Source organism: Azospirillum oryzae, assembly GCF_900177515.1.
Taxonomy (GTDB): domain Bacteria; phylum Pseudomonadota; class Alphaproteobacteria; order Azospirillales; family Azospirillaceae; genus Azospirillum; species Azospirillum oryzae_A.
On sequence record NZ_FXAK01000001.1, the window covers coordinates 1 to 15,689 of the forward strand.

Below are 15,689 nucleotides of genomic sequence, written 5' to 3' on the forward strand. Positions count from 1 at the left end.
GGCGGGACGAGGCGCTGGCCCTGCACCGCGCCTGCGTCGCCCGTCGGCTGTCGCCCGGCGGCAGCGCCGACATGCTGGCGGCGGCGCATTTCGTCCACGCCCTGCGGGCGGGCTGGCCATGAGCCTGGGGATTCTCTGCTCCGGCCAGGGTGGGCAGGGTTCGGGCATGCTCGACCTGCTGCGGCGGGAGCCGGCGGCACAGGCGGTGCTGGATCGGGCCGCCGGCGTCATGGGGCGGGACCCGCGCGCGCTGGTCGCCGGGCCGGAGGCCGAGATGCAGCGCAATGCCGTCGCCCAGCCGCTGCTTTGCGCGGTCCAGACGGCGATCTGGGCGGCGCTGCGGCTGCATCTGCCGCCGGTGCGCGCGGTCGCCGGCTACAGCCTGGGGGAACTGTCGGCCTACCATGTCGCGGGGGCACTCGATGTGGACGAACTGCTGCGGCTGGCGGTGCGGCGGGCCGATGCGATGGACCGCGCCGACACCGAGCCGGGTGGGTTGTTGGCCGTGCGGGGGTTGGATAAGGCGCGAGTGGAGGCGGTCTGCCGCGACTGCGGTGCCGACATCGCCATCGAGAATGGTGCCGACCGCTTCGTGGTTGGGGGGCGCAAGACCGTGCTGGCGGTGGTGGAGGCGGCGGCTTTGGCGCTGGGCGCCGCGGTGACGCCGCTGCCGGTCACCGTGGCCTCGCACACGCGGCTGATGGCGCCCGCTGCGGCGGAGTTCTCACCGATTCTGGCGGCGAGCGGCCTGCAGGCTCCGCCGCTGCCGGTGCTGGCCGGCATCGACGGCACCCCGGTCTACACCCGCGAGCGGGCGGTCGCGGCGCTGACCCGGCAGATGACGGAAACAGTCGCCTGGGCGGCCTGCCTGGACGGGCTGATCGAGATGGGCTGTACCGTCCTGCTGGAAACCGGCCCCGGTAACGCGCTGGCGCGGATGGCCGCCGAGCGGCATCCCGGCCTGCCCGTCCGTGCCGTTGCCGATTTCCGCAGCCTGTCCGGCGCCGCTGCTTGGGTGGAGCGGCAACTCGGGTGATAATCGCCTTCTCCCGGGGCGGGAGAGGGAGCTATTTGCGCCCGACCGGCTTCGGTCCAAGCACGCAGGCGACGGCGGCGAGGATCAGCACCAGGGCTGCCGCAAGCCGCGGCGTCACCGGGTCGCCCAGCAGCAGCACGGCGCCGCCGACCCCGACCACCGGAATCAGCAGGGTGCTGACCGCCGCTTCGCCCACCGTCAGGCGGCGGACGGTGACGTACCACAGAGCCTGCGCCGCGCAGAGCGAACAGAAAATGTGCCAGGTGAAGCCGACCCACACCGCAGGGTGAAGCTCGGACAGCGCCGGTCTCGTCTCCGTCGCCGCCAGCAGGATCATCGGCGGGGCGCACAGCACATATTGCCAGCCGGTGATGACCATCGGGTGGGTGCGCCAGACCCGCCGCTTCATCACGATGGTGCCCAAAGCCCAGGCCACCGCCGCCACCAGCATCACCGCCGGCCCGGCCAGTTCCGATGGGGGCGCCGACAGTGCGGCCGGTCCCAGCAGCACCAGCAGCCCGGCCAGCCCGCTGGCGAGCCCGACGATCTGACGCGGCCCCGGCCTTTCGCCCAGCAGCGGGATCGCCAGCAGCGTCGCCCACACCGGCATGGTGAAAGCGACGATGGCCGCCTGCGAGGTCGCCATCAGGCTTTGCCCGAGCGCCGTGCACAGGTTGAAGACCAGCACGTTGCACAGCCCCGCCGCCACCAGCGACGGCCATTCCGTCCGCTCCACCCGCAGCCGGTGCCCGGCCAGACGCGCCGCCCCCAGCAGCAGCACCGCCCCGGCGGTGAAGCCGATGGCGCGCAGGCTGAAGATCGGCACCTGCGTCAGGATCGTCTTCACCGCCGGCCAGTTCAGGCCCCAAAACAGGCTTATGACGGCGATCAGCAGGTATTTGACCGGATCGCGGCCGGCTCCGGTGGCGGCGATGGCGGTCATGCCGCTGTCTTGCCTTCGAAGCCGTCGAGGAAGCTGGACAGGTTGGCCGACAGGTCGTCGATGGCGTAGCCACCCTCCTGCACCAGCACCGTCGGCAGGCCGGCGGCGGCGATCAGCGCGCCCATGCGGGCGAAGCCCGGCGTGGTGACGCCGAAGGCGGCCAGCGGGTCGCCGATGAAGGTGTCGAAGCCCAGCGAGACGAACAGCATCTCCGGCGCGAACCGCCGGATCTCGTCCAGGCCCTTGCCGATGGTCGCCAGCACCGTCGCCTCGTCGCTGCCGATGGGCAGCGGCAGGTTCAGATTATAGCCCTCGCCGCGGCCGATGCCGCGTTCCTGCGCGTAGCCGGCCATGTGCGGATAGAACTCCGCCGGGTCGCCATGGACCGAGACGAAGAACACGTCGTCGCGCTCGTAGAAGATGTCCTGCGTGCCGTTGCCGTGGTGGACGTCAACGTCGATGATGGCGACGCGCGCCGGCCGGCCCTGGGCGCGCAGCAGTGGCAGCACCGATTCCGCCGCGACGGCGACATGGTTCAGGTAGCAGAAGCCGCCGGCCATATCGCGGGTGGCATGGTGCCCCGGCGGCCGGCACAGCGCGTAGGCGGCGCTGTCCGCCCCGGTGGCGACCAGCTTTGCTGCATGGATGGCGGCGTTGGTGGCGGCGCAGGTGGCGGCCCAGGTGCCCTCGCCGATCGGGCAGGCGGTGTCGAACATGTGCCAGCCGGCCTGACCGACGATGCTGGTGGGGTAGTTGGGGGCGGCCTGCATCCGGTGGACGTTGGGCAGCACCACATCGCCCATGTCGCCCTCCGCCACCCAGCGCGCGTGCGCCGTCTCCAGGAAGGCGAGATAGGCCGGCGTGTGCACCGCGGCGCGCGGGGCGGGGCCGTAATCGTCGGGCCGGATCAGCGTCTCGCCCCGCTTCTCGATCAGCGAGGCCAGCGCGCCGACCCGCTCCGGCTTCTCCGGCAGGGCGCGCAGCAGACCCTTGTTGAAATAGGTCGCGGGGCGGTGCAGGGCGGCATCGGGGTGATGGACGAACTTCATGGGGGGACTCTCCAGAGAGCGGACGTGCTCAGGGCCGTCCGGCCGTGGCGACCAGTGTTTCGAACAGCACGGCGGCGCCGCGGGCGCCGTCGGCGGGGGAGATGTTTTCGACCTCGTTGTGGCTGATGCCGTCCTCGCAGGGGATGAAGATCATCGCCGTCGGCACCTTGCCCGCCACATAGACCGCGTCATGGCCGGCGCCCGACACGATGTCGCGGTGGCTGAAGCCGAAGCCGGCGGCGGCGTCGCGCACACTGTCGACCAGCGGCCGGGCGAAGGGCGTCGGCGGGAAGTGCCAGAAATCGGCGATCTCGGCGCTCACCCCATGCTGCTCGGCAATCTCCGCGACCGCGGTGCGGAAGCGGCGGTCCATGTCGGCCAGCGTGTCGGCATTCGGGTGGCGCAGGTCGACGGTGAAGAAGACGCGGCCGGGAATGACATTGCGCGAATGCGGGTGGACATCGAGGATGCCGACGGTGGCGCAGGGATCGCCGGCCGTCTCCAGACCGACACGCTGCACCGCCTGCACCATGGCCGAGGCGGCAACCAGCGCGTCGCGGCGCAGGCGCATCGGCGTCGGGCCGGCATGCGCCTCCACCCCCGTCACCGTCACCTCGTACCAGCGCTGGCCCTGGGCGCCGGTGACGACGCCGATCTCCTTGCCTTCGACCTCCAGCACCGGGCCCTGTTCGATGTGGGCCTCAAGGTAGGCGTGCATGGGGTGGTCGACGGGTGCCTCGCCGGCATAGCCGGTGCGGACCAGTTCGTCGCCCAGCCGCGCGCCGTCCTGCGCCACCTTGTCGAGGATCTCGTCCAAGGTGAAGACGCCGGTGACGACGCCGGAGCCCATCATCGGCGGCGAGAAGCGGGAGCCTTCCTCGTTGGTCCAGACCGCGACCTCGACCGGGTGCAGGGTCTCCACCCCGCGGTCGTTCAGCGAGCGCACCACCTCCAGCGCCGCCAGCACGCCGAACACGCCGTCGAAGCGTCCGCCGGTCGGCTGGGTGTCGAGATGGCTGCCCATCACCACCGGGGGCAGGCTGTCGTCACGGCCCCTGCGGCGGGCGAAGATGTTGCCGATGCGGTCGACGCTGACGGTGCAGCCGGCGGCCTCGCACCAGGAGACGAACAGGTCGCGGCCGGCCTTGTCCTCGTCCGACAAAGCGAGGCGGCAGCTGCCGCCCTTGGCGGTGGCGCCGATCTTCGCCATCGAGGCCAAGCTGTCCCACAGGCGGTCGGCGTCGATCGGCAGGTTGGAGGGGAGAGGCATGGTGGCTCCGGAGAAATTATTTCTGACGTTTGATTTGAGAGGTGTCGGCTTCGAATGCCCCCACCTAACCTCCCCCGCTGGGCGGGGGAGGGACTGCCGCCGCTTTTCCGATCAAGCACTTATCCCCTCCCCCGCCCAGCGGGGGAGGGTTAGGGTGGGGGCAAGTAAGTGAGCGAGGACTAAGCCGCCACCTCCCGCCGCTCCCGCGCCCTGAGGTCGACCATCGCTAGCACGGCGCGCAGCATCGGCACATGCACGCCGGTCCGCTCCGCCAGCTCGATCACAGACCCCAGGATCGCCTCCAGCTCCAGCCGGCGGCCGGCCTCGTAGTCCTGCAGCATCGAGGTCTTGAAGTCGCCGACGCCGGCCGCCATGGCGATGCGTTCGTCGACGCTGGTGGTGAAGACCACGCCCAGCTTTTCGGCCACCGCCTTGGCCTCCAGCATCATGGCGCGGCCGGTCTCGCGGGTGCCGGGATCGTTGCACAGCCGGCCGAGCGTCGATCCGGTCAGCACGCTCAATGGGTTGAAGGCGAGGTTGCCCCACAGCTTCACCCAGATCGCTTGGCGAATATCCGTGGTCTTGGCGGGCTGGAAGCCGGCCTGCCCGAACAGGGTGACGATGCGGTCCACCGCCGGGTTGTCGCGGCCGGCCACATCGCCGAAGACGAAGCGCTGGTCGCTGACATGGCGCAGGCGGCAGGGGCCGTCGCCCTCCACCGCGACGAAGGTCGTCGCGCCGACCACGCGGTCGGGGTCGATGGAGCGCCACAGCAGGCCGTCGGGATCGACGCTGGCGAGCGGCCGGTCGGCCAGGGGCTCCGGCTGGCGGTGCGGGTACCACCAGGGGATGCCATTGACCATCGGCACGATGGCGGTCTCCGGCCCCAGCAGCGGGGTCAGCGTGTCGATGGTGCCGCGGAGCGCATGGGACTTGACGCAGAGGAACACCAGATCCTGCGGCCCCAGCGACAGGCTGTCGTCGGTAACGCGCGGGTTGAGCCGCGCGACGCGGTTCAGCGGCGTCACCATGGTCAGGCCGTTGCGGCGGATGGCGGCGGCCGAGTTCGGCCGGGCGACCAGCGTCACTTCGGCTTCGGTGGCGCCGAGCCGGGCGGTCAGCAGACCGCCGACCGCGCCGGCCCCGATGATGGCGACCTTCATTCAGTGCGCTCCTGCCGGAACTTGTTGCAGGTCGTCCGGAATCTGCCAGGCCTTGCCGGGAATGGCGTCGAGCAGGCTGCGGGTGTAGGCGTCGCGCGGGTGGGTGAACACCTCCCGCGCCGTGCCGAGTTCCACGATCTTGCCGCGGCGCATCACGGCGATGGTGTCGCAGACCTGGGCAGCCACCCGAAGATCGTGGGTGATGAACAGCATGGCGAGGTTCAGCCGCCTGCGGATGTCGTCCAGCAGTTCCAGCACCTGCCCCTGGACCGAGACGTCGAGGGCGGACACCGGCTCGTCGGCGACCAGAAGCTTCGGTTCCATGGCCAGCGCGCGGGCGATGCCGATGCGCTGGCGCTGGCCGCCGGAGAATTCGTGCGGGAAACGGTCGGCGGCCGAGCCGTCGAGGCCGACCATCGCCAGCAGCTCCCGCGCGCGGGTCAAGGCCTTGGCCCGGTCCTCGCCGAAGGCCACCGGCCCCTGGGCCACGATGTCGCCGACGCGGTGGCGCGGGTTCAGCGAGGCGTAGGGGTCCTGGAACACCATCTGCACCGCCCGGCGATAGGGCCGGAAGCCCCGGCGGTCGAGCGACAGCAGGTCGGTGCCCTCGAACAGGATGCGGCCCGAATCCGGCTTGATCAGGCCGACGATGGAGCGGCCGAGCGTCGATTTGCCGGAGCCGGATTCGCCGACCAGACCGACGGTTTCGCCGGGGTGGATGGTCAGCGACAGGTCGTCGCCGGCGATGACCTCCTTGGACTTCTTGAACAGGCCGCCTCCGACATGGAAGACCTTTCGCACCTTGTCGGCGACCAGCAGCGGGGCGCCGGCCTTGGCGTGGTCGTCGCGGTGTTCGATGTAGTGCGGGACGGAGGCGATCAGCTGCCGGGTGTAGGGATGCTGCGGCCGGTTCAGCACGTCCGACGCCGGGCCGTATTCCACCAGCTTGCCGTGGCGCATCACCGCCACCCGGTGGGCGATCTCCGCCACCACGCCGAAGTCGTGGGTGATGAACATCATGCCCATGTGGCGTTCGGCCTGGATCGAGCGGATCAGGTCGAGGATCTGCTTCTGGGTGGTGACGTCCAGCGCCGTGGTCGGCTCGTCGGCGATCAGGATGTCGGGCTGGCAGGCGAGCGCCATGGCGATCATCACGCGCTGGCGCTGGCCGCCCGACAGGCGGAAGGGATAGGCCTCGGCCAGTTCGGCCGGGTTGGGCAGTCCGACCTGGGCCAGCAGCTCCACCACGCGGGCGCGGCGGGCGGGGGCAGGCAGGTCGGTGTGCTCGCGCAAGGACTCGCCGATCTGGCGGCCGACCCGCATCAGCGGGTTCAGCGCGGTCATCGGCTCCTGGAACACCATGGCGATGCGGCCGCCGCGAAGGGCGCGCTGCTCCGCCTCCGGCATGGTCAGCACGTCCTTGCCCTTGAACAGCAGGCTGCCGCCGGCGACGCGGACATGGGGGGCGGGCAGCAGGCCCATCATCGCATGCGCGGTCATCGACTTGCCGGAGCCGGACTCGCCGACCACGCAGAGGATCTCGTCGGGGTTCAGGGTGAAGGTCAGGTTGTCCACCGCCAGCGGACGGTCGGCGCCCGGCGGCAGCGCGATGCTGAGGCCGCGCACATCGAGAAGCGGCGTGGTCGTCATGGCTGCGGTCTCCGTCGCGGTGCGAAGCATTTCGGACTGGCTCATCGGATCAGCCCCGCGACCGGGCGAGCTTCGGGTTCAGGGCATCGTTCAGCCCCTCGCCGACGAGGTTCAGCGCCAGCACGGTCAGCACGATGGCAAGGCCGGGGAAGACGCTCATCCACCAGGCCTGCCGGATCACCGTGCGGGCGGCGCCGATCATGTAGCCCCAGCTCATGGCGTTGGGATCGCCGAGGCCGAGGAAGCTGAGCGAGCTTTCCAGCAGGATGGCGGTCGCCACCATCAGGGAGGCCGAGACGATGATCGGCGACAGGCTGTTGGGCAGGATCTGGCGCAGGATGATGGTGGTGTTGCTCTGACCCGTGGTGATGGCGGCCTGGACGAACTCGCGGGTGCGCAGGCTTAGGAACTCGGCGCGGGCCAATCGTGCCAGCGGCGGCCAGCTGACAATTGCGATGGCGGCGACGATGGTGGTCAGGCTGGGGGTGAAGATGGCGACCAGCACCACGGCCAGCACAAAGTTGGGGATGGTCTGGAACAGCTCGGTGAAGCGCATGATGGCGTCGTCCACCTTGCCGCCGTGGAAGCCGGCCAGCGCCCCCAGCGTGACGCCGATGGCCAGCGCGGCGGCGGTGGAGGTCAGGCCGATCAGCAGCGACACCCGCGCCCCGTGGGCGATGCCGGACGCGATGTCGCGGCCCAGCATGTCGGATCCGAGAAGCGCGTCGTCGGACAGCGGCGGCTGGAAAGGGGCCGTCGCCATGTCCCACGGATCGCCGGGGAACAGGACGGAGGCGAAGACGGCCAGCACCACGATGGCGATCAGGATCACCAGCCCCAGGACCGCGCCCTTGTTGCGGGCGAAGGCCCGCCAGAAATCGGATTTCATCATCATTGCGACACCTGGATGCGCGGATCGACGAGGCCGTAGAGGATGTCGGTCAGGATGTTGAACAGGATCACCATGATCGACGTGACCAGGAAGATGCCCAGCAGCACCTGATAGTCGCGCTGCAGCACCGCCTCGAAGGCCAGCCGGCCGATGCCGGGCCAGGCGAACACCGTTTCGATCAGGATCGACCCGCCGACCAGCTGCCCGGCCTGGATGCCCGCCACGGTGATGACCGGCAGGATGGCGTTGCGCAGGACGTGGCGGGTGACGATGCGGCTCTGCGACAGCCCCTTGGCCTTGGCGGTCTTGACGAAATCGAGGCTGCGCACCTCCAGCATCGAGGCGCGGGTCAGGCGGGCGTAGCTCGCCATGTAGAACAGCGCCAGCGTGATGACCGGCAGGATCAGGTGGACCGCCACGTCCGCGACATGGGCCAGCCCGGTATAGCCGGCGCCGATGGTCTCGTAGCCGAAGGCCGGCAGCCAGCCGAGCTGGATGGAGAAGAACAGGCTCAGCATCAGGCCGATCCAGTAGATCGGCGTGGCGTAGGCCAGGAGTGCGACGACGGTGATGGCGCTGTCGGCCCAGGTGCCGACGGTGACCGCCGCCAGCGTGCCCAGCGCCACGCCGGCGGCAAGCGCCAGGATGAAGGCGGTCAGCGTCAGCACCAGCGTGGCCGGCAGCCGTTCCGCCAGGATGTCCCAGACCGGCCGCTGCTGCCGGTAGGAGAAGCCGAGATCGCCCTGCACGATCTTGCCGACATAGGTGCCGAGCTGTTCGTAGAGCGGCCGGTCGAGCCCGAACTGCTCGCGCAGCTGCGTCACGAACTTTTCGTCGGCGGCCCCCGCCTCGCCCGCCATCACCATGGCCGGGTCGCCGGGGGCGGCATGGACGAGGAAGAAGTTCATCACCACGATGGCGATCAGGATCGCGGCGGCCTTGACCAGGCGGCTCGCGAAGAGTTGGGCGAATCCCAGCATGGGCATAAATCCTGTGTGCGAGCCCCTGGACCGCTTGCCCCCACCCCGACCCTCCCCCGCTGGGCGGGGGAGGGAGATTGGGCGCTTTTCGGGGAAAGGTCCGAGTCCCCTCCCCCGCCCAGCGGGGGAGGGTTAGGGTGGGGGCAAGTGCAGCGTCGCGTTACTTCGCCAGCCAGACGCTCTCATAGGTGTCGTTGACACCGATGGCCGTCGTGTTGGCGTTCTTCACCCGCTTGTCGAGGAAGGTCGGGAATTCCATCTCCAGCAGCCAGACGACCGGCAGCTCGTCGGACAGGATGCGCTGGACCTCGCTGTACTGTTCCTGGCGCTTGGCCGGGTCGATCTCCTGCGACGCCTTGGCGAACAGCTCGTCGACCTTCGGGTTGGAATAGCCCATGGTGTTGGTGAACAGAACGCCCTTGCGGATGTTCGACGAGATGTAGGTGCGGGCGACGCCCAGCGCCGGGTCGCCGTACTGGTAGAGGAAGTTGGTGGTGATCTCGTAATCCCAGTTGGCGACGCGTTGCGCCCAGCCGGCGGCGTCGGTGCTCTCCAGAACCACGGCGATGCCGACCTTGCCCAGCGCCTGCTTCATATACTCGCCGAGGCGGGTCCAGGTCTCGCCGTAGGGCATCGGCATCAGCTTGACGGTGGCGCGCACGCCCTGGCCGTTGGGCTTCAGCCCCATCTCGTCCAGCAGGGCCTTGGCCTTCTCCGGGTTCGGCTCGTAGGTCGTCACCTTGGGGTCATAGAACTTGACCACCGAGTTGATCGGACCGGTCGGCACGCGGCCCAGGCCGAACCAGATCTTGTCGCGGATGAACTTGCGGTCGATGGCGTAGGCGATGGCCTTGCGGAAACGCTTGTCGTCGAGCGGCTTGACGCGGTGGTTGATCTCCAGCCACGCCATCGGCGCCACGAACTCGTAGCCGGCGGTGGTCATGGTCAGGTTCGGCAGCGTCTTCATGCGCGGAACCTCGAAGGGCTCCAGGTCGCTGTACTGGGTCTGCTGCACCTGACCGCTTTCCAGCGCCAGCGAGCGGCTGGCGGCGTCCGGGATCACGCGGAAGGTGATGCCGTCCAGATAGGGCAGGCCTTCCTTGAAGTAATCCTCGTTGCGGACGAGCTGGATATAGCTGCCCTTCACCCATTCCTTCAGCTTGAACGGGCCGGTGCCGATGGGGGTGTTGTTGGCCGGGTTGGCGCGGTAATCGGTGCCCTCGTAGATGTGGGCCGGGACGATCGGCGCCGACGACACCTCGAAGGCCTGGATGAAGGCCGGGAACGGCTCCTTCAGCTTGAACTCGACGGTGTGGTCGTCCAGCGCCGTGATCGATTCGCAACGGCTGAACACGGCGCGGGCGCGCGGGTGGACCTCCATCAGGAACTTGGAGGTGGTGAAGACCACGTCATTGGCGGTGAAGGGCTTGCCGTCGTGCCACTTGACGTTCTCGAACAGCTTGAAGGTGTAGGTCAGCCCGTCCGGCGAGATCGTCCAGCTCTTGGCCAGCGACGGCATCGGGTTCAGCTTCTGATCGTAAGTCAGCAGGCCCTGATAGATCTTGCCGCCGACGGTCTGGGTCGGGCCCTGCTGGTTCAGGCCCAGCATCAGGGTCGGCGGCTCCGGCTGCACGATGGAGTTGAGGACACCGCCGCGGACAGGCGTCTCCTGGGCGATGGCCGGGGCGGCGACCAGGGCGGCCGTGCCGGGAATGGCGAGTGCGGCTGCCAGCAGGCCGGCGGCGGCGGCACGGTGGACGCTGCGGCGGAAGCCGCGTTGGAAGCTGGCGGGGATACCGGTAAGGCGTCTGGTCATCGGGTGTCCTCGTCTCCAGAAGTGTTTCGGTGGTGTTAGCGACCCTGTCGTGTCGATGGTTTTTGATTGGGAGGGTGTGGGCTGGCGATTGCCCCCACCTAACCTCCCCCGCTGGGCGGGGGAGGGACTGCCGCCACTCTCCCGTATCAGCGCTTGTCCCCTCCCCCGCCCAGCGGGGGAGGGTCAGGGTGGGGGTCTAACTCCAGTGGGGGTCTAACTTACCCACTCACCGCGGCCCCACCGGCCCGGACGTGCTGTCCAGCCAGCGCAGCAGCGCGTCCCATTCCAGCACCCCGGCGCGGGGATAGGCGCGTTCATATTGCAGGGCGGTGTGCTCGCAGACCTCCGGCAACGGATAGATCAGCGGCCGGCCGCCGGCCATCGCCATGATCTGCTGCTTGCAGGCCTGCTCCAGATAGTACATCAGCACCGCCGCCTCGGCGACGTCCTGGCCGACGGTCAGCAGGCCGTGGTTGCGCAGGATCATGCTGTGATGGCTGCCGAGATCGGCGACCAGCCGCTCCCGCTCCGCCAGATCCAAAGCGATGCCTTCGTAGGTGTGGTAGGCGAGGCGGTTGTACCAGCGCAGCGAATGCTGGGTGATCGGCAGCAGCCCGTCGGCCTGGGCGCTGACCGCCATGCCGGCGTCGGTGTGCAGGTGGATGACCGCGCCGACGTCCGGGCGGGCATGATGCACTGCGCTGTGGATGGTGAAGCCGGCCGGGTTGATGGCGTCGCCGTCGCGCCCGTCCACCAGATTGCCGTCGATGTCGACCTTCACGAGGTTGTCGGGCGTCACCTCGTGGAACATCAGGCCATAGGGGTTGATCAGGAAATGGTCGGGCGTGTCGGGGATCCGCGCCGACATGTGGGTGTAGATCAGGTCGGTCATGCCCAACCGGTCGAACAGCCGGTAGGCGGCGGCCAGATCGGTGCGCACCTTCCACTCCACGTCGGAGCAGTCGCGCGTGGCGTGGGGGGCGTGGGCGGCGTTCGCTTTCAAGGTGGCGGCGATCATCGGGCGGGTCTCGTCGGATAAGAGGTCAGATGGGTTCCAGGCCGCACCAGCCGGCGATGAACAGCGCCAGCACGCGGGTCACGTCGCGCAGGCTGTCCAGCGACACCGACTCGTCGATGCCGTGGATGCGCGTCGCCTCCGGCCCGTAGCAGGTGGCGGGCGTGTCGCCATAGAGCTGGAAGAAGCGGGCGTCGGTGGTGCAGGTCAGCGCCACCAGTTCCGGATCGCCGCCGCGCACGGCGCGATGGCTGTCGGCCAGCATGGTGACCAGCGGGTGGGCCGGGTCGATCTCGCAGCCGGCGGCCTGGAAGCCGTTCCACTGCAACTCGACGCCGACGCCGGAAAGGGCCGGGTCGGTGGAGCGCGCCTGCTCCACCGCCCGGGCGACCTCGGCGCGGACCGCCTCCGGCTCCTGCCCGGGGAAGAAGCCGAGCCGGAGGTCGAGCGTGCAGCGCGTCGGGACTGACGACGGCCACTCGCCGCCCTCGATCCGGCCGAGATTGATGTTGACGGGATGGGCATGGCCGCAGAAGGCGGGATGGCGGCAGGACGGCTCGTTCCACCGCACCTCCAGCGCCTTCAGGTGGGCGGCCAGGGCGTAGGCCGCCTCGATGGCGTTGACGCCGGCCGAGGTGTCCAGCACATGGGCCGGCGTGCCGGTCAGCACCAGCCGCAGCCACATCACCCCGACCTGGGCGACGGAGATGGAATGGTTGAACGGCTCCGGGATCACGGCGGCGTCGGCGCGATAGCCGCGGTGCAGGCAGGCCAGCGCGCCGTTGCCGGTGCACTCCTCCTCGATCACCGACTGCAGATAGACCGGGGCGGCCGGCTGGTAGCCCAGCGTGCGCAAGGCGCCGAAGGCGGCGGTGTAGGCGGCGATGCCCGCCTTCATGTCGCCGGCGCCGCGGCCGTAAAGCCGGCCGTCGGCGATGCGCGGCTCGAAGGGCGGGGTGGTCCACAGCTCCGCCGGGCCGGCCGGCACCACGTCGATGTGGCCGTTCAGGATCAGCGAGCGGCCCTTCGCCTCGCGCGGCTTGTGCACGCCGACGACGTTCTCGCGCCCGGCATAGGCGCCGGGCAGCACCGGCGGCGAGAAGCCCGGCATGCGGGAGATCGCCTGCTCGTCGATGTCGAAGCGGTCGACCTCCAGCCCCAGCGCGGCGAAGCGCTCGGCCATCAGCGCCTGGGCTGAGGATTCCTCCCCCAGCAGCGACGGCTGGCGGACGAGGTCGGAGAGATGCGACACGCACCCGCCCTGCGCCGCATCGGCGGCATCCAGGATTGCGGCGCGCAGGCCGGGGTCCGGCAAGGCATGGTCGAGACGGGCTGCCGTATCTCGTGTCATTCCGAATCCTCTGCCCAAATCCTTTTCGCCTCTGCGGTATGATTGCGCGGGCGAGTGGAAAAAGACGAATCTGTTGCGTTGCGGCCTATCCCTAATGGATATGACCGCCATATCGGCGCGTTATGCAGTGTGCGGCTTGGCGATGTTTGAGGGTCGCCATGTGTCGATTAGGCGATGAACAAATCGATCAGGCAAATAAGCATTTTTCATTTCCCCCATGAATCTGATTTATGCCGCAGTTGCTCACAGTGCGATCATGTGCGTAGAATTTGGGCGGCGGCAGGGATGCACCGGAATCGGGCACCGACGGAGAGGGCAGGGCGTTGAACGAAAGCGAGGCGGAACGGCAGGCATTGGCCCGTCTTGGCCAGCAGATGGACTGGAACCTGCTGCGCACCTTCATGGTGATCGTGCAGGAGGGGAGCTTCACCAAGGCCGCGGTCCGCCTGTTTTTAACGCAGCCGGCGGTCAGCCTCGCGCTGAAGCGGCTGGAGGAACAGCTTGGCCGCACGCTGATCGACCGCGGCCCCGGACGCTTCGCCGTCACCGCCGCCGGCGAGCAGGTCTATGACGAGGCGGTGTCGATCCATGCCACCGTGTCGCGCCTGGGCGCGCTGGTGCGCGACGCCAAGGACGAGATCAGCGGCCATGTCCATATCCTGATGACCAGCCGCATCCAGACGCCGCTGCTCGACCGCTCGCTGCGGGAGTTCCACCGGATGTACCCGCAGGTGACCTTCCGCATCGACGTGATGGCGTCTGCCGACGCGCACATCGCGTTGCAGCAGCGGGTCGGCGCCATGGCAATCTGCCTGCTGCGCGAACCGATTCCGGGGCTGTCGAGCCAGATTTTCCTGCGCCAGACCTACCGGCTCTATTGCGGCCCGGGATTCCGGCTGTTCGGTCAGCACGACATCGACATAGCCGAGCTGCGGCACGAGAATTTCGTCTCCTTCACCTCCGACCAGATCGACGGCGCCCTGTCGCCGCTGACCCTGTTCCGCGCGCGGGAGGGATTCGCCGGCCGCGTCGTCGCGTCCTCCGCCAATCTGGAGGAGGTGAGGCGGATGATCCTCTGCGGTCTCGGCATCGGCCCGCTGCCCGAACACATCGCCGCCCGCGACGTCGATGACGGGCTGCTGTGGGAACTGCCGCCCTATGAAGGGATCGCGCCGGTCAACGTCCACCTGATCTGGAACGAGCAGGCCAAGCTGAACCGCGCCGAGCGGGCCTTCCTGGAGTATCTGCAGACGGCGCTGGCGACGGCGCCGGCCAGGGAATTGGCCGGCGAGGCGGCGGAATCGCCGCCGGCGGCGATGTCACAGCCGGCCTGACCGTAACGATCCGCCCGTTGGAGCGTTGTCTATGGCGAAGGCCGGCTTCATTCCGGCCGAATCCTTACGATCAGGAGGACCACATGGACAAGGACCGCACCGAAGGCGCCATGGACAAGGCCAAGGGCAGCATCAAGAAGGGCGTCGGCGAGGTCACCGGCGACGAGAAGATGAAGGCCGAGGGCGCGGCCGACAAGGCGAAGGGCAAGGCAGAGAACGCCGTCGGCGGCGTCAAGGACGCCCTGAAGGGCAAGAGCTGAGGACGCAAGGCCCCGCGCGGCACAGTCCGCCGCGGGGCCGCTCCCCGGCAGGGAAATCCCGCCATGCTCAATGGGGTGTCTCCCGGACGATTTCTCCGGGACCTCTATCACGCCACCACCGAGGACAATGTCTTCAACGGGGCAGCCGCACTCGGTTTCTACCTGACGCTCGCCCTGTTCCCGGCGCTGATCGCGACGATGAGCATCATCCCCTACCTGCCCATCGACAATGTCGATCGGGCGATCATGGATCTGCTGGGGCAGGCGCTGCCCGATCAGGCGTCCGGCATGGTCCGCGACGTGGTGGGGCAGGTGACCGGGGAGCGGCGCGGCGGGTTGCTGTCCTTCGGCCTGCTGGGAACGGTGTGGGCGACCACCACCGGCATGTATGCCGTCATGCAGCAGCTCAACATCACCTATGACGTCAAGGAGGCGCGCAGCTTCGTCCGCGCCCGGCTGGTGGCGCTGGGATTGAGCCTGCTGTTCGAAGTCATGGTGATCGGCGCCTTCTCGCTGATCGTGCTGGGCGGCATCCTGCAGGACTGGATCGGCAACCGGTACGGCTTTTCCGGCGTGCTGCTGACATTCTTCGCGACCTTCCGCTGGGTCGTCATCGTCCTGGCGCTGCTGCTGGGTTTCGCGGTGATCTACCGCTATGGCCCGAACATCAGGGAGCGCTTCGTCTTCATCACCCCCGGCAGCGTGGTCGGCACCGCCCTGCTGATCGCCGCCTCGCTCGGCTTCTCGCTCTATGCCGGCCATTTCGCCGATTACGACGCCACCTACGGCAGCATCGGCGCGGTCATCACGCTGATGCTCTGGCTCTACATCGCCGGGCTGGTGATCCTCCTCGGTTCGGAGATCAACGTTCTGTGGCGCCGATACGGCGGGGGCCCTAACCAACAACCACTCACCGCAGAGGAGTAACGG

General features: G+C 68.8%; 15 protein-coding genes. 5 read left to right on the plus strand and 10 right to left on the minus strand.

Annotated features, from left to right (window positions below; translation table 11 throughout):
• The first annotated feature begins 14 nt into the window (after nucleotides 1-14).
• Together B9N97_RS36040 and B9N97_RS00010 are read left to right on the plus strand one after the other, a co-directional pair.
• Nucleotides 15-122 carry a triphosphoribosyl-dephospho-CoA synthase gene (locus B9N97_RS36040; protein WP_085083202.1) on the plus strand — a complete coding sequence of 36 codons (108 nt, stop codon included), beginning with the start codon at nucleotides 15-17 and terminating at the stop codon, nucleotides 120-122.
• Entirely contained in the window at nucleotides 119-1,036 is a 918-nt protein-coding gene (locus B9N97_RS00010; RefSeq protein WP_085082093.1) for an ACP S-malonyltransferase, read from the plus strand. Before B9N97_RS36040 ends, B9N97_RS00010 begins: the two co-directional genes overlap by 4 nt.
• A 31-nt stretch (nucleotides 1,037-1,067) precedes the next feature.
• Here the strand turns inward: B9N97_RS00010 and B9N97_RS00015 are convergent, their stop codons facing one another.
• The 10 genes from B9N97_RS00015 to B9N97_RS00060 form a co-directional block, all read right to left on the minus strand.
• A complete protein-coding gene (locus tag B9N97_RS00015) occupies nucleotides 1,068-1,979 on the minus strand; it encodes a DMT family transporter (protein WP_085082094.1) in 912 nt (303 codons plus the stop codon).
• Entirely contained in the window at nucleotides 1,976-3,028 is a 1,053-nt protein-coding gene (locus tag B9N97_RS00020; protein WP_085082096.1) for a histone deacetylase family protein, read from the minus strand. The genes B9N97_RS00015 and B9N97_RS00020 overlap by 4 nt, the downstream gene beginning before the upstream one ends.
• 28 nt (nucleotides 3,029-3,056) lie before the next feature.
• Nucleotides 3,057-4,298, minus strand: coding sequence for a Zn-dependent hydrolase (locus tag B9N97_RS00025; protein WP_085082098.1), 1,242 nt, complete (start codon nucleotides 4,296-4,298; stop codon nucleotides 3,057-3,059).
• A gap of 179 nt (nucleotides 4,299-4,477) precedes the next feature.
• Complete coding sequence (locus B9N97_RS00030) at nucleotides 4,478-5,461, minus strand: ketopantoate reductase family protein (protein ID WP_085082100.1); 984 nt, start codon at nucleotides 5,459-5,461, stop codon at nucleotides 4,478-4,480.
• Nucleotides 5,462-7,111, minus strand: a complete 1,650-nt coding sequence (locus B9N97_RS00035; RefSeq protein ID WP_244560470.1) for an ABC transporter ATP-binding protein — start codon at nucleotides 7,109-7,111, stop codon at nucleotides 5,462-5,464.
• Nucleotides 7,112-7,160: 49 nt separating this feature from the next.
• Complete coding sequence (locus B9N97_RS00040) at nucleotides 7,161-8,003, minus strand: ABC transporter permease (RefSeq protein ID WP_085083204.1); 843 nt, start codon at nucleotides 8,001-8,003, stop codon at nucleotides 7,161-7,163.
• Nucleotides 8,003-8,983 carry an ABC transporter permease gene (locus tag B9N97_RS00045; protein WP_085083206.1) on the minus strand — a complete coding sequence of 327 codons (981 nt, stop codon included), beginning with the start codon at nucleotides 8,981-8,983 and terminating at the stop codon, nucleotides 8,003-8,005. The genes B9N97_RS00040 and B9N97_RS00045 overlap by 1 nt, the downstream gene beginning before the upstream one ends.
• Nucleotides 8,984-9,143: 160 nt before the next feature.
• On the minus strand, nucleotides 9,144-10,799 hold the full coding sequence (locus tag B9N97_RS00050; protein WP_085082104.1) for an ABC transporter substrate-binding protein: 1,656 nt from the start codon (nucleotides 10,797-10,799) through the stop codon (nucleotides 9,144-9,146).
• Nucleotides 10,800-11,025: 226 nt separating this feature from the next.
• Complete coding sequence (locus B9N97_RS00055) at nucleotides 11,026-11,817, minus strand: class II aldolase/adducin family protein (RefSeq protein ID WP_085082107.1); 792 nt, start codon at nucleotides 11,815-11,817, stop codon at nucleotides 11,026-11,028.
• 25 nt (nucleotides 11,818-11,842) lie between these two features.
• Nucleotides 11,843-13,165: a M20 family metallopeptidase gene (locus B9N97_RS00060; RefSeq protein ID WP_085082109.1), complete on the minus strand. Its 1,323-nt coding sequence runs from the start codon at nucleotides 13,163-13,165 to the stop codon at nucleotides 11,843-11,845.
• Nucleotides 13,166-13,488: 323 nt separating this feature from the next.
• Here B9N97_RS00060 and B9N97_RS00065 point away from each other — a divergent pair, with 323 nt between their 5' ends.
• From B9N97_RS00065 to B9N97_RS00075, 3 genes are all read left to right on the plus strand, one after another.
• The gene (locus B9N97_RS00065) at nucleotides 13,489-14,499 is read left to right on the plus strand and encodes a LysR family transcriptional regulator (RefSeq protein WP_244560471.1); all 1,011 of its coding nucleotides are present in this window, start codon (nucleotides 13,489-13,491) and stop codon (nucleotides 14,497-14,499) included.
• A gap of 83 nt (nucleotides 14,500-14,582) precedes the next feature.
• Nucleotides 14,583-14,759, plus strand: a complete 177-nt coding sequence (locus B9N97_RS00070; protein ID WP_085082110.1) for a CsbD family protein — start codon at nucleotides 14,583-14,585, stop codon at nucleotides 14,757-14,759.
• Nucleotides 14,760-14,822: 63 nt separating this feature from the next.
• Nucleotides 14,823-15,686: a YihY/virulence factor BrkB family protein gene (locus B9N97_RS00075; protein ID WP_085082111.1), complete on the plus strand. Its 864-nt coding sequence runs from the start codon at nucleotides 14,823-14,825 to the stop codon at nucleotides 15,684-15,686.
• Nucleotides 15,687-15,689 lie beyond the last annotated feature (3 nt).

What these genes read in the sequence shown, in the direction of transcription:
- B9N97_RS00010 (WP_085082093.1), top strand. Translation starts at nt 119, where the DNA reads ATGAGCCTGGGGATTCTCTGCTCCGGCCAGGGTGGGCAGGGTTCGGGC.
- B9N97_RS00025 (WP_085082098.1), bottom strand. Translation starts at nt 4,298, where the DNA reads ATGCCTCTCCCCTCCAACCTGCCGATCGACGCCGACCGCCTGTGGGAC.
- B9N97_RS00015 (WP_085082094.1), bottom strand. Translation starts at nt 1,979, where the DNA reads ATGACCGCCATCGCCGCCACCGGAGCCGGCCGCGATCCGGTCAAATAC.
- B9N97_RS00020 (WP_085082096.1), bottom strand. Translation starts at nt 3,028, where the DNA reads ATGAAGTTCGTCCATCACCCCGATGCCGCCCTGCACCGCCCCGCGACC.
- B9N97_RS00070 (WP_085082110.1), top strand. Translation starts at nt 14,583, where the DNA reads ATGGACAAGGACCGCACCGAAGGCGCCATGGACAAGGCCAAGGGCAGC.
- B9N97_RS00050 (WP_085082104.1), bottom strand. Translation starts at nt 10,799, where the DNA reads ATGACCAGACGCCTTACCGGTATCCCCGCCAGCTTCCAACGCGGCTTC.
- B9N97_RS00030 (WP_085082100.1), bottom strand. Translation starts at nt 5,461, where the DNA reads ATGAAGGTCGCCATCATCGGGGCCGGCGCGGTCGGCGGTCTGCTGACC.
- B9N97_RS00075 (WP_085082111.1), top strand. Translation starts at nt 14,823, where the DNA reads ATGCTCAATGGGGTGTCTCCCGGACGATTTCTCCGGGACCTCTATCAC.
- B9N97_RS00045 (WP_085083206.1), bottom strand. Translation starts at nt 8,983, where the DNA reads ATGCTGGGATTCGCCCAACTCTTCGCGAGCCGCCTGGTCAAGGCCGCC.
- B9N97_RS00055 (WP_085082107.1), bottom strand. Translation starts at nt 11,817, where the DNA reads ATGATCGCCGCCACCTTGAAAGCGAACGCCGCCCACGCCCCCCACGCC.
- B9N97_RS00060 (WP_085082109.1), bottom strand. Translation starts at nt 13,165, where the DNA reads ATGACACGAGATACGGCAGCCCGTCTCGACCATGCCTTGCCGGACCCC.
- B9N97_RS00035 (WP_244560470.1), bottom strand. Translation starts at nt 7,111, where the DNA reads ATGACGACCACGCCGCTTCTCGATGTGCGCGGCCTCAGCATCGCGCTG.
- B9N97_RS00040 (WP_085083204.1), bottom strand. Translation starts at nt 8,003, where the DNA reads ATGATGAAATCCGATTTCTGGCGGGCCTTCGCCCGCAACAAGGGCGCG.